The organism is Streptomyces sp. NBC_01314, assembly GCF_041435215.1.
Taxonomy (GTDB): Bacteria; Actinomycetota; Actinomycetes; order Streptomycetales; family Streptomycetaceae; genus Streptomyces.
Genome location: NZ_CP108394.1, coordinates 7,258,644 through 7,284,372 on the forward strand (window position 1 = coordinate 7,258,644; position 25,729 = coordinate 7,284,372).

Below are 25,729 nucleotides of genomic sequence, written 5' to 3' on the forward strand. Positions count from 1 at the left end.
GCGCAGTTCCCCGCGCCCCTAAGGGCCTACGGCCCTTGCGGGCTGAAGAAGCACGGGGCGCAGCCCCTGCTTTTTCAGGGGCGCGGGGAACTGCGCGACCAGCCCCCCACTCACCCGCACCCGCTGCCGAACCCTTCCCATCTGCACGGAAAGAAGGCCCTGCACCCCATGGAACTGTTCGACACCGCCACCGTGCTCACCCGCGTCCTCACCTCCGGCGTGGTGATGAGTATCGAGAAGAGTGACCGGGAGCTGCCCGGTCTGGAACGACTGCTGACGAAGAAGACGAGGCGGAGCAAAGCCGTTCTGCTCAACAGCCGTACCGGGGCGATACATGCCGCGTTGGCCGGTCAGGGGATCGGCCACGGGGACAGCGTCGCCCTGGCGGAGCCGGACGCGGAGACCGCCGCGTTCCTGGCCTGGCTCGGCGTGCACGTCACGGCGTACGACGGGCCCGCCGCGTACGACCACATCGCGCTGGACCCGGCCAACGCCGACCGGCTCGGCGAGCTGGCCGCGGGGGCCACCGCGCCGGCGCTGGTCGTGGACCTGACGGGCCTCGGCTTCGGCCCGGCCGCCGCCGTGCTCACCGACGACCCGCGTCTGTGGGCCCGCGCCGAGCGGCTGAAGATCTTCGGCGCCTACGACCTGCGGACGATGTGGACGCAGGAGGAGGCGGACGCCGACCTCGTGCCCGGCGTGCAGTTCAACTACCGGCTCAGCCCGCTGGTCGCCGCCTGTGTGCGGATGGCCCTGACCCAGGCACAGACCCAGGCGGCACAGACCCAGGCGGCACAGCACCGGCCCGCCGTGACCTCCGGAGCGACCCAGTCATGATCACCGACTTTCCGAACTCGCCGTTGCCGCTGCCGAATCCGGCGGACCTCGACGACGAACTCGCCGCCCTGGGGGGCGCTGAGATCATCCCCAAGGCCATGCGCCGCACGCTCTTCCCCGTCATCACCAAGGAAGACGTGTTCAACCTGATGCTCGCCCAGCGGCAGACGCCCGAGAAGGTCGTCGCCGACTTCGCCGAGGCCTACCGGGCATACGTGGGCGCCGGGTTCGCGCTGCCCACGGCCAGCGGTACGTCCAGTCTGCACATGGCGCTCGTGGGCGCCGGGGTGCGGCCGGGCGACGAGGTCATCGTGCCGGCGTTCACGTTCATCGCCACCGCGCAGGCGGTCGTCGCGGCCCACGCCATTCCCGTGTTCGTCGACGTCGACCCGGTCACCTACTGCATGGACCCGGCCGCCGCGGCCGCCGCGGTCACCGAGCGGACCCGGGCGCTCATGCCCGTGCACGTCCACGGTCTGCCCGCCGACGTGCCCGCCCTGCGCGCCCTCGCCGACCGGCACGGCATCGCCCTCGTCGAGGACGCCTCCCACGCCCACTCCGCGAAGATCGGCGACCGGGTCGCCGGATCCCTCGGCGACGCGGCCGGGCAGAGCCTGATGGCCGACAAGAACTTCCCGCTCGGCGGAGAGGGCGGCATCGCCTTCTTCGCCCAGGAGGAGTCGTACGAGCGGGCCGTCTCCTACCTCGCCCGGCACGGCATCGACTACGGGATGTCCTGGGTCGCCGCGGCCTTCGGCAGCAGCCAGCTCAAGCGGCTGCCGTACTACGACGAGATCCGGGCCCGTAACGCCGCACTGCTGGGGGAGGCCCTCCGCGGGACCGGGCTGTTCACTCCGCCGCACGTGCCGGCCGGGCACGTCCACGCGTACAACATGTACCGGATCACCCTGCACCCGGAGGCCGTCGGGCTTGACGACCTGCCCGTGTACGCCGTCAAGGAGGCCGTGCACGAGCTGCTGGTCGCCGAGGGGGTGCCGGCGCGCGAGTGGCAGAACACACCCATCCCGTGCCATCTGCCCTTCCAGCACCGGGACGGCTTCGGGAACGGCTATCCGTTCAGCCTCAACCCGGGCGCCGTGCGCGACCACCGGCCCGAGGACTTCCCCGTCACGCTCGGCATGCTCGACTCCACCCTCGTCCTCTGCCGCGAGCTGCGCTCCCCGGTCGAGTACGAGCGGATCCTGCGCTACGCCGACGCCTTCCGCAAGGTCGCCCGGCGCCCCGACGCCATCCGCAAGCTCGTCGAGGACCGCGAGTACGTGCGGCCGTACGAGAAGGCGGCCCGCCTTGGCTGACACCGGACTCACACACGACAGGATCCGCGTCGCCGTCGTCGGCGCCAGCGGGTACACCGGGGGCGAGGTCATCCGGCTGCTCCTTGAGCATCCGCACGTCGAACTCGCCTTCCTGTCCGCCGAGCGGGCCGCCGGTGCCGCCATCGGCAGCGTTCACCCGTGGCTGCGCAACCATCCGAAGGCGGGCGGGCTGAAGTTCCGGCCGCTGGCCGAGCTGGCGGAGATCGACCCCGTCGACGTCGCCTTCGGCTGCCTGCCCACCGGCGCGCTGCCCGAGCGGCTGCCGCTGATCGCGTCACAGGCCAAGCGGGTGCTGAACCTGGGCGGTGACTTCCGGCTGCGGGCCGAGGACGAGGTGCGGGCCCACTACCCGAAGACCGCCGAGCACCCGCCGCTGGAGCACTTCGCGTACTACGTACCGGAGTTGAGCACCGAGGTGCCGACCGGGCGGTTCGTGAACCTGCCCGGCTGCATGGCCGTCACGACGATCTACGCCCTGTACCCCCTGTTCGCCGGGGCCGAGCCGCTGGCCACCGACCGGGTCGTCGTCGACGCCAAGACCGGTTCCACCGGCGGCGGCCGGGGCAGCAACGAGCCTCCCGCCGAGCGCACCGGCAACTTCCGGGTGCACAAGCTGTACGGGCACCGGCACGCGCCCGAGGTCCGGCAGGCCATCGCCGACTTCACCGGCGCGGCCGTGGACCTGAGGTTCTCCACCCACAGCCTGGACGTGGCCCGGGGCATCCTGGTCACCGCGTACGCCGAACTCCGCGACGGCGTCACCTCGTTGGACGTCAAGCGGGCCTACGCCAAGGCGTACGTCGGCAAGCCCTTCGTGCGGGTCCGCCCGGCGCCCAAGGCCCCGCAGGACTTCCCGATGCTCAAGGCGGTCGTCGGCTCGAACGTCGCCGAGGTCGCCATCGCGGTCCAGGGCGGCCAGGTCGTCGCCGTCGCCGCCCTCGACAACCTCATCAAGGGCGCGGCGGGACAGGCCGTCCAGGCGATGAACCTGATCAGCGGCTTCGAGGAGTCGGCCGGCCTGCCGACCACGGCGGTGTCGCCATGACGACGCAGATGCAACGACCGACCCCGACCCTGCCGCCGTCCTCGGCCCAGGCCCCGGCTCAGGCCCCGGCTCCCGCCTCGCGGGACACCTCCGCGCAGACCCGGCCCGTCATCAAGCCCACCCGCCCCCTCTACGTGGTCAAGGCCGGCAGCGCCACCCTCGATCGCGGGACCATCCACAAGGAACTCGCGGACCTGGTGGCCCGTGGCGCCCGGGTGCTGCTGGTCGCGGGCGGGGCCACCGGCATCGAGCGGCACTACGCGGCCGTCGGACGGCCCATGCCCCACCTGCGGCTGACCAACGGCGACTCGGTGCGGTACTGCCCGCCGGAGGAGATGACACACCTGGTCGACGCCTACGAGCGGGTGACCCTGCCCGCCGTGGAACGGGAGCTGCGGGCGCTCGGTCTGAGCGTGTTCACCTCCGTCGCCGCGCGCGGCGGACTCGTCACCGGCAGGGCCAACCGGCCGCTGAAGGCGGTGTCCGGCGAGGGGCGCACCCTCGTCGTACGTGATCACCGGGCCGGTGTGCCGACGGGGGTCGACGTCGACGGGCTGACCGCGCTGCTGGAGGCGTACGACGTCGTCTGTCTGTCGCCGCCGGTCGCCGACCCGGCCGGCGGGGCACCGCTGAACGTGGACGCCGACGTGCTCGCCGCCGTGCTGACCGGCGCGCTCGGCGCCGACCATCTGCGGCTGGTCACCGGCACCGCCGGACTGCTCACCGACCCGGCCGTCCCCGGCTCGACGCTGTACGACGCCTATCCGGGCGAGGGCGCGAAGTACGCGGGCGGCAGGATGCGGCAGAAGGTGCGGGCCGCCGAGATCGCCATGCGGGACAGCGGCGCGGACGTCGCCATCACCGGCCCGCACACGATGAGCGAGCCGTCCGGCTGGACCCGGTTCTGGCGTACGAAGGAGCCGGCGGCCGATCTCGGGCTGCTCACCCGGGTCGTGTGCGTGCCGTCGGTGTCGCGGGACGAGGCCGAACTCGCCGTGTACCTCGCCGAGTGGTGCCGGGAGCGCGGCATCGACGCCCATGTGGACGAGGCGGGCAACCTCGTCGCCACGCGCGGCGACGGGCCCCGGCGGCTGCTGCTCCTCGGCCACCTCGACACGGTCCCGCACCACTGGCCGGCCGAGTGGCGCGACGGCGAGCTGTGGGCGCGGGGGAGCGTCGACGCCAAGGGCAGCCTCGCGAACTTCCTGGAGGTGCTCGCCCACGCGGACATCCCCGAGGACGGCCAACTCCGCGTGGTCGGCGCGGTCGAGGAGGAGATCTCGTCCTCCAAGGGCGCCTTCCACGTCCGCGACCGGTACCCCGCCGACGCCGTCGTCATCGGCGAGCCCAGCGGCTCCGGGACCCTGACCCTCGGCTACTTCGGACTGTTCAAGCTCCGGGTGACCGCGTCCGTGCCCAGCGGCCACTCCGCCGGGATGGACGCCGTGTCCGCGCCGGACCACCTGATCGACGTCCTCGGCCGCATCCGGGCGGCGGTGCTCGCCCAGGCGCCGGACGCGCTCAGCGCGGTCATCGACGTCCGGGTGGAGAACGGACGGGAGCGCAGCACGGCCACCGGGATCCTCAACTTCCGGGTGCCGCCCAGGGTCGACGTCGAGGCGCTCACGACCGCCGCGCTGGGCCACGTCCGCGACGACGTCCGCGTCGACGTGCTGAGGGCCACCCCCGGGCACGCCGGAGGCCGCTCCAGTGCCCTGGTCAAGGTCTTCACCCGGGCCTTCGCACAGGCCGGGATCAGGCCCCGCTTCGTGGTGAAGAAGGGCACGTCCGACATGAACACGCTGGCCACCACCTGGCACGACGTCCCGATGGTGGCCTACGGGCCCGGCGACTCCGCGCTCGACCACACCGACGAGGAACGCATCGATCCCATGGAGTACCGCACCGCCCGCACCCTGCTCGCCGACGCGGTCCACCGGTGGTTCGCCCTGTCCGAGGGGAGCCGGCGATGACCACGGCCGTACTCGAAGAACCCCGGGTCGGGGACGCCGACCCGGCCGACCTGGCGGCCACCCTCGCCGCACGAGCCGTCGCGGCCCGCCGGCTGGTGGTCGACATGGCGGCGAGCCCGCGCGGCTGCCACCTGGGCGGCAGCCTCTCCGTCCTCGACATCCTGATCGCCGCGCTGCACCGCGCCTCGGCCGGCGACGGCACCGAGGTCGTGCTCAGCAAGGGCCACGCCGCCGCCGGGCTCTACGCGGCCCTGCACGTCAGCGGGGTCCTGCCGGAGAACCCGGCCCCGCTGTACGGCCTCGCCGGCCACCCCTACACCGGCCATCCCGGTCCCAAGGTGCCCGGCGTCCGCTTCCCCACCGGCAGCCTCGGCCACGGTGTCCCGTACGCCGCCGGGTGGGCGCTGTCCCAGCGGCTGCGGGGGCGGCACGGGCTGGGCATCGCGGTCGCCGGGGACGGTGAGCTGCAGGAGGGCCTGGTCTGGGAGACCTGCCAGGTCGCCGCCGCGCAGCGACTGGGCAACTTCGTGCTCGTCGTCGACCGCAACGGCGGCCAGAACGACGGCATGGTCGCCGACATCTCCCCGCTGCCCCGGCTCGCCGACCGGTTCGCCGCGTTCGGGTTCGACGTCACGGAGGCGGACGGCCACGACCTGGCGGCCCTGACCGGCCTGTTCGCCGAGGACCGCTCGGCCACCCGCCGCCCCCTCGCCGTCATCGCCGACACCGTCAAGGGCAAGGGCGTCCGAGCCGTCGAGGGCAAGGCCGGCAGCCACTACGTGACCATCGACGAGGCGCGCGCCGCCAAGTGGAAGCGAGCGATCCGATGAGCCTCACAGACGAGCGGCCCGGGGTTGTGGCCTCGGTTCCGCCCGCGCCCCTCACCGACCAGCAGCCGGTGGCCTCCGTGCCGCCTACGCTCCCCACCGACCAGGGCCAGGTGGCCTCCGTGCCGCCCGTGCCCCCCACCGACCAGCGACCGGTGACCCTCTCCGGTCGTGACGCCTACCGGGACGAGCTGACCCGGCTCGCCGCCTCCGACGACACGATCGTCTGCCTGGAGGCGGATCTGGGCGGCAAGGGACACCCCTTCCAGGCCGCCCACCCGGAGCGTTTCCTCAACCTCGGGATCGCCGAGGGGGCCATGGTGGACATGGCCGCGGGTCTTGCGGCCGGCGGTCACAAGCCGTTCGTCAGCACCTTCGCCCCGTTCGCCGCCCTGCGCGCCGCCGAGAGCCTGAAGCTGACCCTCGGCTACCTGGCCGCCGGGGTCACGGTCGTCGCGCCGTACGCCGGTGTCTCCGGCGCCTGGTTCGGGACCACCCACCACTGCCTGGAGGACCTGGCGATCCTGCGCAGCGTGCCGGGCGTGACCATCGCGGCGCCGTACGGCGACGCCGAGATGCGCGCGGTCGTACGGGAGGCGGTCCGCTCCGGGCGCCCGCACTACATCCGTACGGGACGCAACGCCACGTACGGCTCCCTCCCGGTGCTCGGTGACGAACTCCCGCTCGTCAACTGGGAGTTCAGGGCCGGACCCGAGGACGTGTGCCTCGTCTCCGTCGGCGAGGAGGGCACCCGGCTCGCCCTCGCCGCCCGGCGGGCCGTGCCCGGCACCGCCCACGCGCACCTGGTGTACCTGGACCACGAGCACCTGACCGAAGCCGCGGCCGAACTCGCCCGCCACCACTGCCGGTTCGTGGTGGTCGAGGAGCACCGGGGCCAGGGCGGGGTCGCCGAAGCGCTGGCCCTGCTGCTGCCCGACTGCCGGGTCACGTCGGTGAGCGCCGACCGGAGCTGGCCCTCGCAGGGCGGCGACCACGAGGAGGTCATGGCCGCGCTGGGCCTGGACCTGCCCGCCGTACTGGACGCACTGGGCCGCGCGTCGACGACGTCGACGGCCGCCGCCGGCCACCCCACGAACTGATCACACCCACCAGCCGATCCAAGCCTTCCAAGGAGTCCCCGTGCACATCCTCATGATCGAATGCAACCCCAACGGCATGGCCGGCATCGCCAACGCCCTCGACCTCGGCCACGACGTCACCCTCGTCTCGGTCGACCCCGACTTCTACCTCGCCGTCTCCCCGCTCACCGAGGCCGCCTACGCGCACCCCAACTGCCACGTCCTCAAGAGCGAGAAGGCGTTCTCCATCGAGGAGCTGACGGCCCTGTCCCGCGAGGTCCACGCCGAGCGCCCGGTGCACGGGGTGACCACGTACAGCGAGTACCACACCGTCCACACCGCCGCCGTCGCCGAGGCGCTCGGCCTGCCCGGCATGAGCGTCGACGGCGCCCGCAACGCCCGCCACAAGCACCTCACCCGCCTTACGCTGGACGGCCGGGGCATCCGCCAGCCGCGCTTCGCGCACGTCTCCGACCCGACGAAGGTCGAGGCGGCCGTCCGCGAGATCGGCTTCCCGTGCGTGGTGAAGCCGTCCGACGGCACCGCCAGCCTGCACGTCCTGCACCTCAGGGACGAGGACGACCTCAACGCCTACCTCGCCGAGCTGGCGGAGGTCGTCGACTACGGGCGCGGCGTCGTCCGCATCCCGGACATCCTGATCGAGGAGTTCGTCACCGGCGAGCTGATCTCGGTGGAGTCCTGCGTGCTCGGCAAGGGCGAGATCGTCAACCTCGGGCTGACCGACCGTCCGCTGAGCGGCTTCCCGCACTTCATCGAGATGGGCGCCACGTACTTCACCGGACACCCGCTCCAGGACGAGCTGTTCGCGATGACGACGAAGGTCCTGAACGAGCTCGGCGTCGACTTCGGCTTCATCCACACCGAGTTCCTGCTCGGCCCGGACGGCCCGGTCCTGTGCGAGGTCAACGGCCGGCTCATCGGCGGCATCGTGCCGAGCCTCATGCAGATCAGCTCCGGCGTCGACGCCTATCTGGAGGTCATCCGCCAGGCCCTCGGCGAGCGCCCCGAACTGCCCTTCCCCGGCGAGACCATCGCGGGCGGCCACTGGTTCGGCTCCCCGGTCGCCGGCACGGTCGAGGCCATCGGCTTCGACGGCCTGAAGGACCTGCCCGGCTTCCACAGCGCCCTCGCCTACAAGAAGCCCGGCGTCGAGGTCAGCCGTCTCTCCAAGAGCAACTTCGACTGGATCGGCCACGTCATCTTCACCGGCGGCGACCGCGACGAGGTCAACAAGCGCAACGAGGAGGCCCTGGACGCCATCGACCTGCGCCTGAAGGTCGAGGTGGCGCGATGACCCCCGCCCCGCGGAGCGGCGGGCAGCTGTGGGGGGTGGCCGTCCCGGCCCTCGACCCCGAGGCGCTCTACGACGTCACCACGGAGAACGGCGTCTTCACCGCGTTCACGCCCACCGGCCCCCGGCAGGGCGGGGAGCACGAGCTGTGGCCCGGCTACACCGAGACCCACGCCCATGTCTCCCTCCCCGCCAACTGGGACGACACGGTCGAGGACCCCCGGATCGTGGCCCTCCAGTACCTGTACCACGGGGTCACCCACGTCGTGGACATGTTCGGTTTCCCGCTGGCCGCCGACGCCTGGGCGGCCGGCCGGGAGGCCTCCCCGTGGCCGTACCCGGAGATCGCGCACTGCGGCTACGCGGTGACGGCGACGACCGACGCGGCGGGCCGCACCGGCCACGGCGTCGAGTTCCCGGCCCCGGTGTACATGCTCGCCGTCGAGTCCGACCTCGACCACGCCCTGCGGGCCAACGCCGAACGTGGCGGCACCTTCCTGAAGGTGATGTTCACCGACGGCACGGAACAGCCGGGCAGCCCGGTCCGCTTCTCGCGCCTCTCCGAGCGGGTGCTGCGCTTCACCGCCCGCCTGGCCGCCGAACGCGGTGTCACGGCGGTCATCGACTGCAACACCCTCCAGGAGACCCGCTGGGCGTACGAGTGCGGCTTCCGCCTCTTCGCCCACACCGTGCGCGACCGCACCCTCGACGAGATCGACTGGAAGGAGTTCGAGGGGGCACGGTTCGTCTCGACGCTCGCCGGACTACGCCCCATGATCATGACGGGGGAGGAGTTCCTCACCGAGTACGCCCGCGAGGGCTTCGCCGAGACCCAGGACGTCCGCAACCTCGACTTCGTCAAGGGCATCGAGAAGCCGTACGGCATCGAGTACGGGGTCCAGGAGACCCGCACCGCCGCCCTCGCCGACATGCGCCGCAACGCCCTGGCCGCGCTGGCCCGCGGCGACCTGCTGGTCGGCACCGACTCCGGCAACACCGGCGCGTACCACGGCTATTCGCTGCTCAGCGAGCTGGACCTGCTGCGCGGCGACGACCCCTCACTGGACCGGATGCTGCGCCACCAGGCCACGGTCGGCGGCCGCCGCTACTTCGACGAACTGAGCGGCGACCCGGCGGGCGCGCACCCGCTGAGCGTCGGCGCCCCCGCCACGTACAACCTCCTCCACGCGTCCGCCCCCGGCCGCCCGCTGTCGGCACTGCCCGTCACAACGGTCGTCCGGGGCAGGGACATCGACCGCCCGGCGCTGGCCCGCGCGATCGCGGCCCTGCGCGCCACCGACGCTGTGACCGACCCGAAGGGAATGGCCGCGTGACCATCGAACGCAGGCGGGCTCTGATCGGCGTGAACGCCGGCATCTTCCTCGCCCACATCGGGAACTTCATCTGGTTCCCCGTCCTCGTTGCCTCCCTCGGCGGCACCGACAGCGGCTTCTGGGCCGGTGTCGTGATGTGCATGACGTATGTCGGCCGCCTCGCCGCCACTTTCTTCTACGAGGGGGTCGCCGCCCGGATCGGCATCCGGGGCGCGGTGTTCGCGGGCACCGCCACGGAGGCGGTCGCGCTGGGCCTGATGGGCTTCGGCAGCGGTGTCGTCGTGTACAGCGTGCTGGCCCTCTTCATCGGCCTCGGCTCGGGCACGGCCTTCCCCGGCCTGAAGAACATCCTCGTCTCGTACCCCGACGACGAGCGCCCGAAGGCCTTCTCCACGTTCCAGATGTCCGCCCAGGTGGGCCTCTTCGGCGGCGCGCTGGCCGGCGGCCTCCTCGCGGACGTCGACCTGCGCACCCTCTTCTCCGTCGTCTTCGCGATCTTCATCGGCTTCTGCCTGGCGGCCTCGGCGTTCATCCCGAGGGACGGCTTCGGGGAGGCGGCGGACCGGACGGCGGGCAGGACGGCGGACCTGGTCCCGCTGTTCAGCACGGCGGTCTTCAAGGGCATCGAGGTCCGCGGAGCCACCCGCTACTTCCTCCTCTCCGCCGTGTTCTGGTTCCTCTCCATCGGCTTCATGGTCGGCATCCCGCTGCACATGGAGGAGTACGCGTCCGGGTGGGCCCCCTCGGCGCCCTTCTGGATCACGGGTCTGACCGTCCTGGTCCTCCAGTACCCCCTGTTCAAGTTCCTGATCAAGCAGCTGCGGCCGGGCGCGGTGATGGCGCTGGGCCTGGCGGGCATGGTCGTCGCGTTCACGGCGTTCGGCGCGGGCCGCTCCGCCCCCTGGGTGGTCGTCGGCTGCCTCACCGTCGTCCTCGGCGAGATCCTGTTCGTCCCGTCCTTCGACATCTGGGTCGCCCGCAAGGTCCCCGCCGACCGGCTCGCCAAGGCCATGGGCGCCATGCACTTCTTCCGCAGCGCCGGCAACATGATCGGTTCGCTGCTGGCGGGCATCCTCTTCGACCTGTCCCTCTCCTGGGACATGCCGGGCGCGAACTGGTACGTGGCCGCGGTGATCGCCGCAGGGTGCGCCTTCGTCTGCCTGTTCAGTCGGGACGAGGGCACCGCTGAGGAGACCACGGGCACGGCGGCGGCCGAGGAGGAGCGGGCGGAGGCCCCGGCGTAGGCGACGCAGGCTCCCTCTCGCGGGTGGAGAGAACTGCGCAAGCGAGCCGGCCGAGCGTCAGCGCCCCGTCTCGTCGCGGCGGCAGTGCAGGAAGAGATGGGGCTCGGGCTCGGCTTCGGGATGGTCCGGGGTGAAGACGGTGCTGTGCCGGGACAGCACCGTCAGTCCCGCCGCCCCCACCATGTCGGCGAAGTCCTCCTCGGCGAAGCTTGTCGCGCGGACCGGCTGGCCCATGAAGACCACCTCGACGTCCTCCACGTCCGCGGGCACGGTGGCCAGCACCAGATGCCCGCCGGGCCTCAGGGCCAGGGCCAGCCGCCGCGTCAGAGCCGACTGCTCGGCGCGGGTCATCTGCAGCAGCGAGAAGAACGCGCACACGCCGTCGAACGATTCCGCCTCCAGCGGGAGCTCCCGGATGTCGCCGCAGCGGAACTCGGCCTCGGGGACCTGACGGGCGGCGAGTTCGACCATGACGGGGGAGACGTCGACGCCCAGCACCGAGTGCCCTGCCGCGATGAGCGCGGCTGCGGTGGGCCGCCCGGTGCCGCTGCCCACGTCCAGTGTCCGCGCGGCGGGCGGCAGCCGCTCGATCAGCCACTCCAGCGTGGACAGATGCGCGGGGGCATGGGCGAACGCTTTCTCGTAGACGGGGCCCAGCGCGTCGAACAGCACTGCGGCGGGCGGCCGTTGGTCCTCGTGCCTCACGTCGGTGTCCTTTCGCTCGCCGACCCGCATCGTCGCACCCGACGGCGCGTGCCACAACGGCGGCCCGCTGCGCGTCCCGCGGTTCGGGCGGGGGGGAGGGGGGAGAATGAGAGCCGGCCGAACGAGCCTATGTCCGTGGCTGCGAGGCCGGTGACACGGAGGCGTACGCCGCGCTCCCGCCCTGTACCTGGAACAGGGACGGTCGCCCGAGGCCTGCGCCGCCTACCGGTCGGCCGTGGACACGGGACTCCCCGACGCGTGGGAAGGGCTGCTGTCGGCGTTGGCGGCCCAGGTGCCCCGCGCGACTTCGGCGCAGACGGTGGTTCGGCTGCGCACGAGGGGCCTGTCGGCGCAGGGGTGGGTGTCCAGGGCCCGGCCTAGTGATCAGTACACCGGGCGCAGCCCCGGCTTTCAAAGGCGCGGGGAACCGCGTGACCAGCCCCCATCCACCCCCATCCACCTGCCACCCACCCGCACCCGCCCGACGAACCCCATCCTCCCGGGCTCGACCGCGGAGCGAGATTGTTGCGGCGGGATGAAATCCGCAGCCCGCCGTGTTGGTGTCTTGCGGAGACCAGGACGAACAGGAGGGCACCGGCGTGGCAGCGCAACAGGGGGGCGACCGAGGTTGGGCGCGCAGACTGGCCGGATATGCCTGGCGGTACCCCAAGGGTGTGACCCTCGCCCTCGGCTCCTCCCTCGCCGGTATGGCGGTGATGGCGCTGGTCCCCCTGATCACCAAGGTGATCATCGATGACGTGATCGGGGACAGGACCAGGGACATGGCCCCCTGGGCGGCGGCCCTGATCGGCGCCGCCCTCCTCGTGTACGTCTCCACCTACATCCGCCGCTACTACGGCGGCCGCCTCGCCCTCGACGTCCAGCACGACCTGCGCACGGAGATGTACGGGACGATCACCGGCCTCGACGGGCGGCGGCAGGACGAGCTGTCCACCGGGCAGGTCGTCGGCCGGGCCACCAGCGACCTCCAGCTGATCCAGGGCCTGCTCTTCATGCTGCCGATGACCATCGGCAACATCCTGCTGTTCCTGATCTCCCTCGTGATCATGGCGTGGCTGTCCCTGCCGCTCACCCTGGTCGCGATCGCCGTCGCCCCCGCCCTGTGGTGGATCGCCGGCCGCAGCCGCACCAAGCTGCACCCCGCCACCTGGTACGCCCAGGCCCAGGCCGCCGCCGTCGCGGGCGTGGTCGACGGCGCCGTCAGCGGCGTACGCGTGGTGAAGGGGTTCGGGCAGGAGGAGCAGGAGACCGGGAAGCTGCGCGAAGTGGGCCGCCGGCTCTTCGCGGGGCGGCTGCGCACCATCCGGTTCAATTCCCGGTACACCCCCGCCCTCCAGGCCGTCCCCGCGCTCGGTCAGGTCGCGATGCTGGCGCTCGGCGGCTGGCTCGCCGTGCGCGGTCACATCACGCTCGGCACGTTCGTCGCGTTCTCGACGTACCTCGCCCAGCTGGTCGGCCCCGTCCGCATGCTCGCCATGGTCCTCACCGTCGGCCAGCAGGCCCGCGCCGGCACCGAACGCGTCCTGGAGCTGATCGACACCGAGCCGAGCCTCACCGACGGCACCAAGACCCTCCCCGCCGACGCGCCCGCGACCGTCGAGTTCGACGACGTGTCCTTCGGCTACGAAGACGGGCGCCCCGTCCTCGACGGCCTCAGCTTCGAGATCCGGCCCGGCGAGACCCTCGCCGTCGTCGGCTCCTCGGGCTCCGGCAAGTCCACCGTCTCCCTCCTCCTCCCGCGCTTCTACGACGTGTCCCGCGGCGCCGTCCTCATCGGCGGCCACGACGTCCGCGAGCTGACCCTCGACTCGCTGCGCGCCGCGATCGGCCTGGTCCCCGAGGACTCCTTCCTCTTCTCCGACACGGTCCGCGCCAACATCGCGTACGGCCGCCCGGACGCCACCGACGAGCAGATCGAGACCGCCGCCCGCGCCGCCCAGGCGGACCGTTTCATCGCCGAGCTGGCCGACGGCTACGCCACCAGGGTCGGCGAACACGGCCTCACCCTCTCCGGCGGCCAGCGCCAGCGCGTCGCCCTCGCCCGCGCGATCCTCACCGACCCCCGCCTCCTCGTCCTCGACGACGCGACCTCCGCCGTGGACGCCCGAGTGGAGCACGAGATCCACGAGGCGCTGGCGCATGTCATGGAGGGCCGCACCACCCTCCTCATCGCCCACCGCCGCTCCACCCTGGGCCTCGCGGACCGCATCGCCGTCCTCGACGACGGCCGCCTCGCCGACATCGGCACCCACGAGGAACTGGAGCGCCGCTCCGCCCTCTACCGCCGCCTGCTCACCGACCCCGACGAACTCGGCGGCGTCTCACCCGGCCACCTCCCCCCGGCCTCCCTGACCAAGGCCGACGACACCCCCGTACGCGACTCGATACGGGACGAGCTGGACGCCGAGTTCGACGCCGAGCGCGGCATCACGCCCCGGCTGTGGACCGGCGACCGGGAGCCCCGCGACACCGCCTTCGACGGCACCCCCGCCACCCCCGAACTCCTCGCGCAGGTCGAGGCGCTGCCCCCGGCGACCGACACCCCCGGCATCGACGAGGCCCGCGCGGTCGCGCCGGAGGAGTCGTACGGCCTGAAGCGGCTGCTGCGCGGCTTCGGCCTGCCCCTCCTGATCAGTCTGGCGCTTGTCGCCGTCGACGCGGGCATGGGCCTGCTGCTGCCGGTGCTGATCCGGCACGGCATCGACGAGGGCGTCTCGCAGGCGGCCCTGGGCGCGGTCTGGGCCGCGTCCCTGCTGGGCCTGGTCGCGGTCCTCGCGCAGTGGGCGGCCCAGATCGGCGAGATGCGCATGACCGGCCGTACCGGCGAACGCGTCCTCTACTCCCTCCGCCTCAAGATCTTCTCCCAGCTGCAGCGCCTCGGACTCGACTACTACGAGCGGGAGCTGACGGGCCGGATCATGACGAGGATGACGACGGACGTCGACGCTCTCTCGACCTTCCTCCAGACCGGCCTGGTCACGGCCTTCGTCTCCGTCGTCACCTTCTTCGGCATCATGGGCGCCCTGCTCGTGCTCGACGTACAGCTCGCCCTCGTCGTCTTCGCCACGCTCCCCCCGCTGATTGTCTGTACGGTCTTCTTCCGCCGGGCGAGCGTGAAGGCCTACGAGCTGGCCCGGGAGCGGGTGTCCGTGGTCAACGCGGACCTGCAGGAGTCGGTGGCCGGGCTGCGGATCGTGCAGGCGTTCCGGGGCGAGCGTGACGGCGGCGAGCGGTTCGCGGCCGGCAGTGACAGCTACCGCCAGGCACGCGTCCACGGCCAGTGGCTGATCTCCCTCTACTTCCCCTTCGTGCAGTTCCTGTCCTCGGCGGCGGCGGCGGCCGTCCTGGTCGTCGGCGCCCACCGCGTCGACGCGGGCACCCTGACGACCGGTGCCCTGGTCGCCTACCTCCTCTACATCGATCTCTTCTTCGCCCCCGTCCAGCAGCTCTCCCAGGTCTTCGACGGCTACCAGCAGGCCACCGTCTCCCTGGGCCGCATCCAGGAACTCCTCCAGGAGCCGACGTCCACGAAGTCCGCCGCCGAGCCGCTGGAGGTGCTCTCCCTGCGCGGCGACATCACCTTCGAGGACGTGGACTTCGCGTACGGGGCCGACCTCGAAGGGGAAGCGGCCCTGAGCGGTGTGGCGCTGTCGATCCCCGCCGGGCAGACCGTCGCCTTCGTCGGCGAGACCGGCGCCGGCAAGTCGACGCTCGTCAAACTCGTCGCCCGCTTCTACGACCCCACCGGCGGCCGCGTCACGGTCGACGGCACCGATCTGCGCGACCTCGACATCACCTCGTACCGCCACCGCCTGGGCGTCGTCCCGCAGGAGGCCTACCTCTTCCAGGGCACGATCCGGGACGCCATCGCCTACGGCCGTCCCGACGCCACCGACGCCGAGGTGGAGGCGGCGTCCCGGGCCGTCGGCGCACACGACATGATCGCCACGCTCGACGGCGGCTATCTCCACGAGGTCGCCGAGCGCGGCCGCAACCTCTCCGCCGGGCAGCGCCAGCTGATCGCCCTGGCCCGCGCCGAGCTGGTGAACCCCGACATCCTGCTCCTCGACGAGGCGACGGCCGCCCTCGACCTGGCCACCGAGGCCCAGGTCAACCAAGCCACCGACCGTATCGCCGGCCGCCGCACCACCCTTGTCGTCGCCCACCGTCTCACCACGGCCGCCCGCGCCGACCGCGTGGTCCTCATGGACCACGGCCGCGTCGCGGAGGACGGCACCCACGACGAACTGCTGGCCCGCGAGGGCCGGTACGCGGAACTCTGGCGGACCTTCGTGGGCGAGCCGGTTCTGAAGCCGTAGGGGCCTTTCTTGACTTGCACCTCGCCCTGAAGGGCGAGGATTCTGGCCTTCTCGATCGTTGCTGTGCCGCTACGCGGCACAGGGTGCGGTCGGGAATCCGTGGCTTCCTGTTTCTTCGCGCTGTGCCGGGATTGCTCCTGGTCTTACCGGCGCTCCGCAGGCCGATACCGCCAGTCCGGCGGCCGTCTTCACATTGATCGCGGCGTTGATGTCCCGGTCGTGGACGGTGCCGCAGGCGGCGCAGGTCCATTCCCGCACGTTCAGGGGTTTGGGCCCGTCTTTGACGCCACAGGTCGAGCAGGTCTGGGATGTCGGTTCGAACCGGCCGATCTTGATCAGGGTCCGTCCGTACCGCTCCGCCTTGTACCGGAGCATGTTGATGAATGAGGCCCAGCCGGCGTCGTGGACGGACTTGGCCAGTCTGGTGCGGGCCAGTCCCGTCACCGACAGGTCCTCCACGGCGATCCCTTGGTTCTCGGAGATCAGCTGTGTGGAGAGTTGGTGGTGGAACTCATGGCGGGCGTCAGCGACTTCGGCGTGGGTGCGGGCGACCTTGAGCCGGGTCTTTTCGCGGTTCTTCGAACCTTTCTGTTTGCGGGACAGTTCCCGCTGGGCCTTCTTCAGCTTCTTCTCCGCGCGGCGCAGAAACCGCGGGGAGTCGATCTTCGTGCCGTCGGACAGAACGGCGAAGTGAGTCAGGCCGAGGTCGATGCCGACGGTGCGGTCGGTGGCGGGCATCCGCTCGGCATCCGCCTGTGGGTCGGTGTCGATGACGAAGGAGGCGAAATACCTGCCGGCGCAATCCTTGACCACGGTGACCGAGGTGGGGGTGGCGGGCAGCGTGCGGGACCACTTCACCTTCACCGCCCCGATCTTCGGCAGGTTCAGCCGTCCGCTCCCGGTGAGGGACCAGCGGGCGTTGGCGGTGAACCGGATCGACTGGCGGGTGTCCTTGCGGGACTTGAACCGGGGTGCACCCAGTTTCGGGCCCTTGCGGGTGCCCTTGAGGGAGGCGAAGAAGTTGCGGTACGCGGTCTCGGCGTCGCGCAGGGACTGCTGCAGGACGACCGCTGAGACCTCGCCCAGCCAGGAGCGTGAGGTGGTCTGCTTTGCCTGGGTGATCAGGCGGGTGGACAGCTCGCCGATCTTCGGGAACGGCTGCTGGGCCTTGCGGGCGTCCTCACGGGCACGCACCGCGTCGTTGAACACGACGCGGGCGCACCCGAACGCTTTGGCCAGCGCGGTGCGCTGGCCGGGGTCCGGGTACAGGCGGAAGGCGTACCTGAGCTGCATGACGGCCACGCTACATACTTGGGTTATGAGTGAGATGCAGGAGATCAGAACTGGTCGTCACTGTGCTTTCGTGATGCATGTGAACTTGGTCTTCGTGACCAAGTTCCGGCACAAGGTGTTCATCGATGTTCATCTGACGCGCATGGAGGAGATCATGCGGTCGGTGTGCGCGGACTTCGAGTGCACGCTGGTGGAGTTCAACGGCGAGAACAACCACGTCCACCTCCTGGTGAACTTCCCGCCCAAGGTCGCCGTCACCAAGTTGGTCAACTCCCTCAAGGGCGTCTCCTCGCGCCGTCTGCGCCTGGGGGCACCTCCCGGCCGAAGGCTGGGGGAGAATTCCCCGACCTGGTACGGCACTACTGGCGGGCCAATAAGCTGTGGTCGGGCTCCTACTTCGCCGGCACCGTCGGCGGCGCCCCGCTCACCGTGGTCAGGCAGTACATCGAGCAGCAGAACCGGCCGGTGTGAGCACAGCCCGGCTCCGCCGGGACCAGCGATCACGACGCTCCGCACCGCGGGTGGTGAACATGCCGTGTCCGGCTCCGCCGGACCAGACGCGGCGACGCTCCGCGTCGCAACCATCAGATTCGCTTCACCACCGGGCTGAAGCCCGATGCACTGCGAATGAATCCCGGTAGCGTGTCCCTTTGAGCGCGCAACCGTTCGAGGGGGTCGTGCGTCCGTACATCAGTACGGGATATCGGTACGGATGTGCGGCGGGAGGGGCAGCGGTGAGCAGGCGTGGGATACGTCGGCACATGGCGCTCGGAGTGGCCGTGCTGACGACCGCCGGGCTGCTGACCCTGGCCGGGCCGTCGGCGAGCGCGGAGGCCGCCGCGTCCTGCGCCGGGCGCAAGGTGCGGACCCTGACCTTCGACTCCGGGACCGTACGGGTGTACCGCAAGGGCAGCCGGTATGTGTGCGCCGTGCTCGTACCCAGGAAGCAGGCCCGCAAGGGGACGTTGCGCATCCGGGCCTGGGGCGGCCAGTGGGTGCGCAACGGGAAACACCCCGCCGGTCCCGTGACCGTGCACGCGGGCCGACGCGCCGTGTGGATCAACGCACGGGCCGGCGGCGAGACGTACGACTCGGGCTGGATCCTCCGCTGAACCGCCACGCACCGGGCCGCCGCCTCCCGGGCCTCCGGGACCGCCGGCGGATCGGTGTGCCACACAGGGTTTTCCCTATCCCTCCCATCTGCGGCTGAAAGCAGTCCAGTTGGCCCCATTCTTCCCTGGTGCCCCGGCCGTGGCTCCGATAGCTTCCGGCGCACAGCTGCTGCATAGGGGAGAAACGCATGCGCAAAGCACTCAGATGGGTGCTGTCGCTCGTGGTGCTCATTGGCACGTTGAGCACGGCGGGGGCGGCCACCGCCGCGGGGTCGGACACCGCTGACATCAAGGACCGACTGCTCGGGGTACGGGGCGTGAGCCTGGTCGAGGAGAAGGCGTATCCGGGCTACCGCTTCTTCGTCCTCAACTTCACCCAGCCGGTGGACCACAGGAACCCGAAGAAGGGCACGTTCCAGCAGCGGATCACGGTCCTGCACAAGGACACGGCCCGCCCGACGGTCTTCTACACCGGCGGCTACAACGTCTCCACGAACCCCGGCCGCCGCGAGCCCACGCAGATCGTGGACGGCAACCAGGTCTCCATGGAGTACCGCTTCTTCAACCCGTCCCGCCCCGATCCGGCCGACTGGTCCAAGCTGGACATCTGGCAGGCGGCCAGCGACCAGCACCGGATCTTCAGGGCGCTGAGGAAGATCTACGACAAGAAGTGGATCTCGACGGGCGGCTCGAAGGGCGGCATGACCGCCACCTACTTCGAGCGCTTCTACCCGCACGACATGGACGGCGTCGTCGCGTACGTCGCCCCCAACGACGTCGTCAACAAGGAGGACTCGGCGTACGACCGGTTCTTCGCGAAGGTCGGCACCAAGGAGTGCCGCGACCGGCTGAACGCCGTGCAGCGCGAGGCGCTCGTCCGTCGTGAGCCGCTGGAGAAGAAGTACGCGGAGGTCGCCGCCGCCGAGGGCTACACCTTCGACACGGTCGGCAGCCTCGACAAGGCGTACGAGGCGGTCGTCCTCGACTACGTCTGGGGCTTCTGGCAGTACAGCAAGCTCGCGGACTGCGACAGCGACGTCATCCCGAAGGACGCCAAGTCCGCGACGGACGACGAGATCTGGACGTCCATCGACACGATCTCCGGCTTCTCCTTCTACGCCGACCAGGGCCTGGAGCCGTACACGCCGTACTTCTACCAGGCCGGTACGCAGCTGGGCGCGCCCACGATCGAGTTCCCGCACATCGAGAAGAAGTACATCCGCTACGGCTACCAGCCGCCCCGGAACTTCGTCCCGCGTGACATCAAGATGAAGTTCCAGCGGCACGCGATGCGGGACGTCGACACCTGGGTCCACGACAACGCCAAGCAGATGCTCTTCGTCTACGGGCAGAACGACCCGTGGGGCGCCGAGCCGTTCCACCTGGGCAAGAAGGCCCGCGACTCGTACGTGTTCACGGCACCCGGCGCCAACCACGGCGCCAACGTCGCCGGTCTCGTCGAGGCGCAGAAGGACCTGGCCACGGCCCGGATCCTGAAGTGGGCGGGCGTCGCCCCGGCCACCGTCCAGGCGGACCCGAGCAAGGCGAAGCCGCTGGCGAAGTTCGACTCCAAGCTCGACAAGCGTGACGTCGAGCGGGAGCCGGCGCTGCGGCCGTAACCGGCGCGCGCCGCACGTGATGCGAGCCCCGGTGCCGAGCCTGTACGGGCGGCACCGGGGCTCAGTCGTCGACGGCCCCTCTCACACCGGCACCGCGCACCCCACCGGCCGGGCCCCGCCCAGCCGCACATACAGGTCCGTGGAGGCCGGGCACCGCGTCCTCGCGTCGACGGCCGTCGTCACCTCGTACTCCGGATCGTGCTCGCCCCGGCCGTCACAGGCGGTCTCGCGGACCTCGCCCCGCCCGGCGCCGTAGACGCAGTCACCGGCGATGGTGCGGGGACCGCCTCCGCCGCCGGGGTCGCCCGGGTGCGGCCCCTGGAGCTTGCGCATACAGGCGTAGCCCCGCGGTACGGAACCGTCGCCGTCCTCGTCCTCGGCGGACTGCCCGGACTCCCCGGACTCCACGGACGCGCCGGACTCGCCGGAGGAGGATGGGGACTCGCTGATGTGGAGGACGAAGTCGGTGGTCGGCGGGCAGAGCGGCCCCTGCCCGACCCGGCCGTCGTGCCGCGCCACCACCCGGGCGGCGGCCCGCTCGCCCGCGCAGGGCACCTCGGTGAAGCTGGTGGTCCCGAACGAACTGCACTCGTCGACCCCGAGGAACACCGTCCCGTACCCGGACGGCCGGGTCGGCGCCGTCGTGGTCGTCGGTTCCCCGGTCTCCTCGCCCACCCCGCCCGACCAGGACGCACACCCCGGGAGCGCGGCGACGGCCAGGACGACGGCAGCCACGACCACCCCTGTACGCACCATTCGAACGCGCCGCACCCCTCGCATGGTCACCCCCGCTGAACCCCCGCCCAGCGTGACCCCGCGGAGAGGGCCACGCCAGACAAACCGTGCGCTTTGCGCCACTTGGGGATGGTGAGCGAATTTTGCGACGTAGGACCCATACGTCAGGATCGGTACGTCGGCGTCCGTAGGCCAGGGGGCGTAGGTCAGGGTGCGTACGTCAGCCCGTGCCCGATCGGGTACAGCTCCCGCGCCGGGTCGTCGGCCTGTTGCACTGGCACCGGCAGCTTCCCGCGCGGCGCCACCCGCCCGGCCAGGACCCGCGCCGCCGCCCGCACCTCGACGTCCGTCCACGAGTACGACGCCAGACAGGCCTTCACCTCGGGCAGTTGGGCCACGTCGTACGGGTTCCGGACCGCGACCGCCACCACTGGGACCCCGGTGGCGAGGAGCCGCGCGACGAGGGTCCTCTGCGTGCCGGCCGCCGTCACGTTGTACGTCGCCACGACCACCGCGTCCTTGCCGGCCGCCGCCGCGACGGCCTGGTCGATGAGGGCTTGCGTGGGTGCCGTACCGGTCGACAGGCGGGTCGTGGTGAAGCCGAGGGAGGTGAGTTCGGCGGCGAGGACGGCTGTCGGCGGTCCCGTGGTGCCCGACGGGGACGCCGGGTCGGCACCGACCACCAGCACGTTCCGGTGCGTACGACGGGACAGCGGCAGCAGCGAGCCCTCGTTGACCAGGAGGGTCGTGGTCCGCTCGGCGATCCGGTCGGCGGCGTCGAGATGCCGCCCGGTCCCCACCACCCGGTCGACGTCGGCGTCACTCACGTACGGCCGCTCGAACAGCCCGAGCTTCGCCTTGAGCCGCAGGACGCGGAGGACCGACTCGTCGAGGCGGGCCTCGGTCAGCCGGCCGGCGCGTACGGCGGAGAGGACGGCGTTCCACGCCACGTCGATCGACGGCGGGTTGAGGAGCTGGTCGGCACCGGCCCGCAGCGCCAGCACCGGCACCTGGTCGTCACCGTACTTCTCGCGTACGCCCTGCATGGTGAGCGAGTCGGTGACGACGACCCCGTCGTAGCCCAGCTCGCCGCGCAGGATGCCGGTGAGGATCGGGCGGGACAGGGTGGCCGGGTCGCCGGCGGGGTCCAGGGCGGGGACCATGATGTGCGCGGTCATGATCGAGTCGATGCCGGCGCGGATCGCGGCCCGGAACGGCGGAGCGTCGAGGGCCGTCCACTGTTCCCGGGTGTGCTCGATGACCGGGAAGCCGTAGTGGCTGTCGACGGCCGTGTCCCCGTGCCCCGGGAAGTGCTTGGCGGTGGCCGCGACCCCGGCCCCCTGATACCCCTTCACCTGCGCGGCGACCAGCGCCGAGACGGCCTTCGGGTCGGCGCCGAAGGACCGCACACCGATGACCGGGTTGGCCGGGTTGACGTTCACGTCGGCGACCGGCGCGTAGTCCTGCCGGACACCGATCGCCCGCAGCTCGGCGCCGCCGATGCGTCCGGCCTCGCGGGCGTCGGCCCCGGAGCCGCCCGCGCCGAGGGCCATCGCGCCCGGCAGCAGCGTGGCGGGCCTGCCGACCCGGGCCACGATGCCGTGCTCCTGGTCGGTGGAGACGAGGACGGGCAGACCGCGGGGGAGGCCGAGCGAGGCGCGCTGGATGCCGTTGGACAGGTCGGCGATCTGGTGCGGGTCGCGGGTGTTGTGCGCCCAGGAGAAGTAGATGATCCCGCCGACCCGGTACTTCGCCAGCAGCTCGGCGGCCGTCCGGACGCCCAGCTCCAGGAGGTTGGCATCGATGTCGGCCTGGTCGGGCGCGGTCGCCGAGTGCCCGTAGACCCGCATCACGAAGAGCTGGCCGACCTTCTCCTCAAGGGTCATGCGCGCGACCAGGGCGCGAAGTCTCCTGTCATCCGCCTCCGCGTCCGCGTCGGCGGCCTGTGCGTCGGTGCCGAGGGTCAGGGCCGCGGTGACACCGGCCGTGGCGGCGAGAACGGTACGTCTGGTGGGCACGTGTGCTCCTTCCGGAGAGATCCATGGGATCCGTTGAAGGAAACTTCCAAGGTGTCACGAATATCCGGGAAGTTTCTTCCGGTCAAGGGAGTGCACAGTAAACCGGCGGCGCGGCGGGCGCGGGGAGTTCGGGGGTTCGGTGCGTTGGCGGGTGCGGGTCCGGTGGGGGCTGGTCGCGCCCACGCGGCGGAGCCGCACATCGACACTGCCCCGCGCCCCTGAAAAGCAGGGACTCCGCCCCGTGCTTTTCAACCCGCAGGGGCCGTGTCTTTCAGGCGCGCGGGGAGCTGCGCGAGAAGCCCCACTCACCCGCACCCGCCAACGCACCGAACCTCCAAAACCCCCGAACTCCCCCGCGCCGGAAGCCAACCGCACCCGGGGTCCACTTGCCGGACAGTCCGGCGCACCGACACGGTCAAGGTCCAGCATGGCGCCATGGCCCTCGTCGACATCCCCGGTTCCAAGTCCCTCACCGCCCGTGCCCTCTTCCTCGCGGCGGCAGCCGACGGCGTCACCACCCTCCTCCGCCCCCTGAGGTCCGACGACACGGAGGGCTTCGCGGAGGGCCTGGTCCGCCTCGGCTACCGCGTCGGCCGTACCCCGGACGCCTGGCAGGTCGACGGCCGCCCGCAGGGCCCCGCGGTCGCGGAGGCGGACGTGTACTGCCGGGACGGCGCCACCACCGCCCGCTTCCTGCCGACCCTCGCCGCCGCCGGCCACGGCACCTACCGCTTCGACGCCTCCGCCCAGATGCGCCGCCGCCCTCTCGCCCCGCTGACCCGCGCCCTGCGCGACCTCGGCGTGGACCTGCGGCACGAGGAGGCGGAGGGCCACCACCCGCTCACCGTCACCGCGCGCGGCGTCGAGGGCGGCGAGGTGGTGCTGGACGCCGGACAGTCCTCCCAGTACCTGACCGCCCTGCTCCTGCTCGGCCCGCTCACCCGCACCGGCCTGCGCATCACCGTCACCGACCTGGTCTCGGTGCCGTACGTGGAGATCACGATCGCGATGATGCGGGCGTTCGGTGTGGAGGTCGGCCGGGAGGGCGACACCTACGTCGTCCCGCCGGGCGGCTACCGCGCCACCACCTACCCGATCGAACCCGACGCCTCCACCTCCAGCTACTTCTTCGCGGCCGCCGCGCTCACCGGCGGCGAGGTCACCGTGCCGGGCCTGGGCCAGGGGGCGCTCCAGGGGGACCTGGGCTTCGTGGAGGTGCTGCGGCGGATGGGCGCGCTGGTGGACGTCGGCGTGGACCGTACGACGGTGAAGGGCACCGGCGAACTGCACGGCGTCACCGTGAACATGCGGGATATCTCCGACACCATGCCGACGCTCGCCGCGATCGCCCCCTTCGCCTCGGGGCCGGTGCGCATCGAGGACGTGGCGAACACGCGGGTGAAGGAGTGCGACCGGCTGGAGGCCTGCGCGGAGAACCTCCGGCGGCTGGGCGTGGACGTGGCGACGGGCGAGGACTGGATCGAGATCCGCCCCGGCACCCCCCGGGGCGCGGAGATCACCACCCACGGCGACCACCGCATCGTCATGTCCTTCGCCGTGACGGGCCTGCGGACACCCGGCATCACCTTCGACGACCCCGGCTGCGTACGGAAGACGTTCCCGGGCTTCCACGAGGCGTTCGCGGAGCTTGGGCTACCGTTCCTGGGGACTGAGCGGGAGTGAATCCTGTTACCAGGTCTCGTGCTCGGCCGAACGCCCCGGACGGTGTCGGGCGTTCTGGTTGCCCGCGTTCACTCCGCGCCCGGGCGGCACGGATCGCGTCCGTGGCCCGGGGATGCGAGGGCGGGGTTCCTCAACCATCGCGTACGAGATTTCCTCGGAGCGGCTTCACCGACCGGCCTCACCACTCTTGGATGCGGCGTCCGGTGTGCTGGGGCTGGGGCTGTGCCTGCGGAGGCTGCTGGGTTCGGCGGGTCGAGGGGTCGAAGAGGGAGCCGGGGGAGTCGTCCGGGTGCTGCAGCGGTACGTCGGGGCGGTCGGCGCGCCAAGGCTGCCGGGATTCCGCCCGATCCCGTTCCTGCCGACGGACGGCGGACCGGTCCCAGTCGCCCTCGCCCAGCACGAGCATCGGGTCGAACATCACGACCACACCCGCGAGCAGCAGGAAGATGATCGGCCCGATGAGCATGGGCAGGAGGATCGACGTGGGCGACTCACCGGTGAACGCGCCGGGGGCCGTGCCGTGCAGATGCACCCCCACCGCGGCCATCCCCGTGTAGTGCATCCCGGACACGGCGACCCCCATCACCAGGCTGGCGCCCAGGCTGGTCAGGAAGCCCCGGATCGACACGGCCGCCCAGAGCGCGGCGGTCGCGGCGAAAATGGCGATGCCGACGGAGAGGGTGACGACGGCGATGTCGTACTGGATGTAGCCGTTCAACTGGATGGCCGCCATGCCCAGATAGTGCATGGCGGCCACGCCGAGCCCCGTGACACACCCCGCCGAGCACAGCGTGGACGTGCTGACCCCGCGGTAGCCCACGGCGAAGACACCGATGCCGACGACGGTGACGGCCACGACGAGGCTGAGCACGGTCAGCCCGACGTCGTAGTGGATCTCGCTCTCCTTGACCCGGAAGCCGATCATCGCGATGAAGTGCATCGTCCAGATGCCGCAGCCGATCGACGCGGCCCCGAGGGCCAGCCAGCCGGGTTTCCAGGACTGTTCGTTGTAGATCGACCTGACGACGCAGCGCAGTCCGAGCGCCGCGCCTAAGCAGGCCATGACATAGGCGGTCACTGGGGTGACCGCACCGTAGCTGAAACCGTCTACCGTGCCTTGCATATGCCAAATCCCCCCGATACGTGGCCAGTTGCGCAGGCCGTTGCGGGAGGTAAGTCTGCTGTAGGGGTGTGCCGCAGCGCTCCGTTTTCCAAGAGTTACTGTCGGTACTTGTT

At 71.4% G+C, this 25,729-nt stretch carries 18 protein-coding genes and 1 pseudogene; 14 read left to right on the forward strand and 5 right to left on the reverse strand.

Annotated elements, in window-relative coordinates; all coding sequences use genetic code 11:
- Positions 1-168: 168 nt before the first annotated feature.
- The 9 genes from OG622_RS32070 to OG622_RS32110 are packed head-to-tail and all read left to right on the forward strand — an operon-like array spanning position 169 to position 10,988.
- Positions 169-837, forward strand: a complete 669-nt coding sequence (locus tag OG622_RS32070) for a degT/DnrJ/EryC1/StrS aminotransferase (RefSeq protein WP_371580100.1) — start codon at positions 169-171, stop codon at positions 835-837.
- Positions 834-2,153 (forward strand): DegT/DnrJ/EryC1/StrS family aminotransferase, encoded by a 1,320-nt coding sequence (locus OG622_RS32075; protein ID WP_371580101.1) that lies wholly within the window; start codon positions 834-836, stop codon positions 2,151-2,153. Before OG622_RS32070 ends, OG622_RS32075 begins: the two co-directional genes overlap by 4 nt.
- A complete protein-coding gene (argC, locus tag OG622_RS32080) occupies positions 2,146-3,219 on the forward strand; it encodes an N-acetyl-gamma-glutamyl-phosphate reductase (RefSeq protein ID WP_371580102.1) in 1,074 nt (357 codons plus the stop codon). Before OG622_RS32075 ends, argC begins: the two co-directional genes overlap by 8 nt.
- Positions 3,216-5,192, forward strand: a complete 1,977-nt coding sequence (locus tag OG622_RS32085) for a M20/M25/M40 family metallo-hydrolase (protein WP_371580103.1) — start codon at positions 3,216-3,218, stop codon at positions 5,190-5,192. The genes argC and OG622_RS32085 overlap by 4 nt, the downstream gene beginning before the upstream one ends.
- Positions 5,189-6,022 carry a thiamine pyrophosphate-dependent enzyme gene (locus tag OG622_RS32090; RefSeq protein ID WP_371580105.1) on the forward strand — a complete coding sequence of 278 codons (834 nt, stop codon included), beginning with the start codon at positions 5,189-5,191 and terminating at the stop codon, positions 6,020-6,022. Before OG622_RS32085 ends, OG622_RS32090 begins: the two co-directional genes overlap by 4 nt.
- Complete coding sequence (locus tag OG622_RS32095) at positions 6,019-7,119, forward strand: transketolase family protein (RefSeq protein ID WP_371580106.1); 1,101 nt, start codon at positions 6,019-6,021, stop codon at positions 7,117-7,119. Before OG622_RS32090 ends, OG622_RS32095 begins: the two co-directional genes overlap by 4 nt.
- Before the next feature lie 40 nt (positions 7,120-7,159).
- Entirely contained in the window at positions 7,160-8,413 is a 1,254-nt protein-coding gene (locus tag OG622_RS32100) for an ATP-grasp domain-containing protein (protein WP_371580107.1), read from the forward strand.
- On the forward strand, positions 8,410-9,744 hold the full coding sequence (locus OG622_RS32105; RefSeq protein ID WP_371580108.1) for a hydrolase: 1,335 nt from the start codon (positions 8,410-8,412) through the stop codon (positions 9,742-9,744). Before OG622_RS32100 ends, OG622_RS32105 begins: the two co-directional genes overlap by 4 nt.
- On the forward strand, positions 9,741-10,988 hold the full coding sequence (locus OG622_RS32110) for an MFS transporter (RefSeq protein WP_371580109.1): 1,248 nt from the start codon (positions 9,741-9,743) through the stop codon (positions 10,986-10,988). The genes OG622_RS32105 and OG622_RS32110 overlap by 4 nt, the downstream gene beginning before the upstream one ends.
- 57 nt (positions 10,989-11,045) lie before the next feature.
- Here the strand turns inward: OG622_RS32110 and OG622_RS32115 are convergent, their stop codons facing one another.
- Positions 11,046-11,723 (reverse strand): class I SAM-dependent methyltransferase, encoded by a 678-nt coding sequence (locus tag OG622_RS32115; protein WP_371580110.1) that lies wholly within the window; start codon positions 11,721-11,723, stop codon positions 11,046-11,048.
- Positions 11,724-12,292: 569 nt separating this feature from the next.
- Here OG622_RS32115 and OG622_RS32120 point away from each other — a divergent pair.
- A complete protein-coding gene (locus OG622_RS32120; RefSeq protein ID WP_371580111.1) occupies positions 12,293-16,033 on the forward strand; it encodes an ABC transporter ATP-binding protein in 3,741 nt (1,246 codons plus the stop codon).
- Positions 16,034-16,102: 69 nt separating this feature from the next.
- Here the strand turns inward: OG622_RS32120 and OG622_RS32125 are convergent, their stop codons facing one another.
- A complete protein-coding gene (locus OG622_RS32125; RefSeq protein ID WP_371580112.1) occupies positions 16,103-17,326 on the reverse strand; it encodes an RNA-guided endonuclease InsQ/TnpB family protein in 1,224 nt (407 codons plus the stop codon).
- Between the two features lie 25 nt (positions 17,327-17,351).
- Between OG622_RS32125 and tnpA the strand changes: the two are divergent.
- The 3 genes and pseudogenes from tnpA (at position 17,352) to OG622_RS32140 (ending at position 20,057) form a co-directional block, all read left to right on the forward strand.
- Positions 17,352-17,797: pseudogene (gene tnpA, locus OG622_RS32130) on the forward strand (IS200/IS605 family transposase).
- Positions 17,798-18,087: 290 nt separating this feature from the next.
- Entirely contained in the window at positions 18,088-18,438 is a 351-nt protein-coding gene (locus OG622_RS32135; protein ID WP_371580113.1) for a hypothetical protein, read from the forward strand.
- A 188-nt stretch (positions 18,439-18,626) separates the two neighbouring features.
- Positions 18,627-20,057, forward strand: coding sequence for a S28 family serine protease (locus tag OG622_RS32140; protein ID WP_371580114.1), 1,431 nt, complete (start codon positions 18,627-18,629; stop codon positions 20,055-20,057).
- A gap of 81 nt (positions 20,058-20,138) precedes the next feature.
- On the opposite strand, the gene OG622_RS32145 is transcribed toward OG622_RS32140, so the two are convergent.
- Both OG622_RS32145 and OG622_RS32150 read right to left on the reverse strand, forming a co-directional pair.
- Positions 20,139-20,813 (reverse strand): hypothetical protein, encoded by a 675-nt coding sequence (locus OG622_RS32145; protein ID WP_371580115.1) that lies wholly within the window; start codon positions 20,811-20,813, stop codon positions 20,139-20,141.
- A 185-nt stretch (positions 20,814-20,998) separates the two neighbouring features.
- Positions 20,999-22,810 carry a glycoside hydrolase family 3 protein gene (locus tag OG622_RS32150; protein ID WP_371580116.1) on the reverse strand — a complete coding sequence of 604 codons (1,812 nt, stop codon included), beginning with the start codon at positions 22,808-22,810 and terminating at the stop codon, positions 20,999-21,001.
- A gap of 435 nt (positions 22,811-23,245) precedes the next feature.
- Here OG622_RS32150 and aroA point away from each other — a divergent pair, with 435 nt between their 5' ends.
- Positions 23,246-24,493: a 3-phosphoshikimate 1-carboxyvinyltransferase gene (gene aroA, locus OG622_RS32155; RefSeq protein ID WP_371580117.1), complete on the forward strand. Its 1,248-nt coding sequence runs from the start codon at positions 23,246-23,248 to the stop codon at positions 24,491-24,493.
- A 178-nt stretch (positions 24,494-24,671) separates the two neighbouring features.
- On the opposite strand, the gene OG622_RS32160 is transcribed toward aroA, so the two are convergent.
- A complete protein-coding gene (locus tag OG622_RS32160; protein WP_371580118.1) occupies positions 24,672-25,616 on the reverse strand; it encodes an MHYT domain-containing protein in 945 nt (314 codons plus the stop codon).
- Positions 25,617-25,729 lie beyond the last annotated feature (113 nt).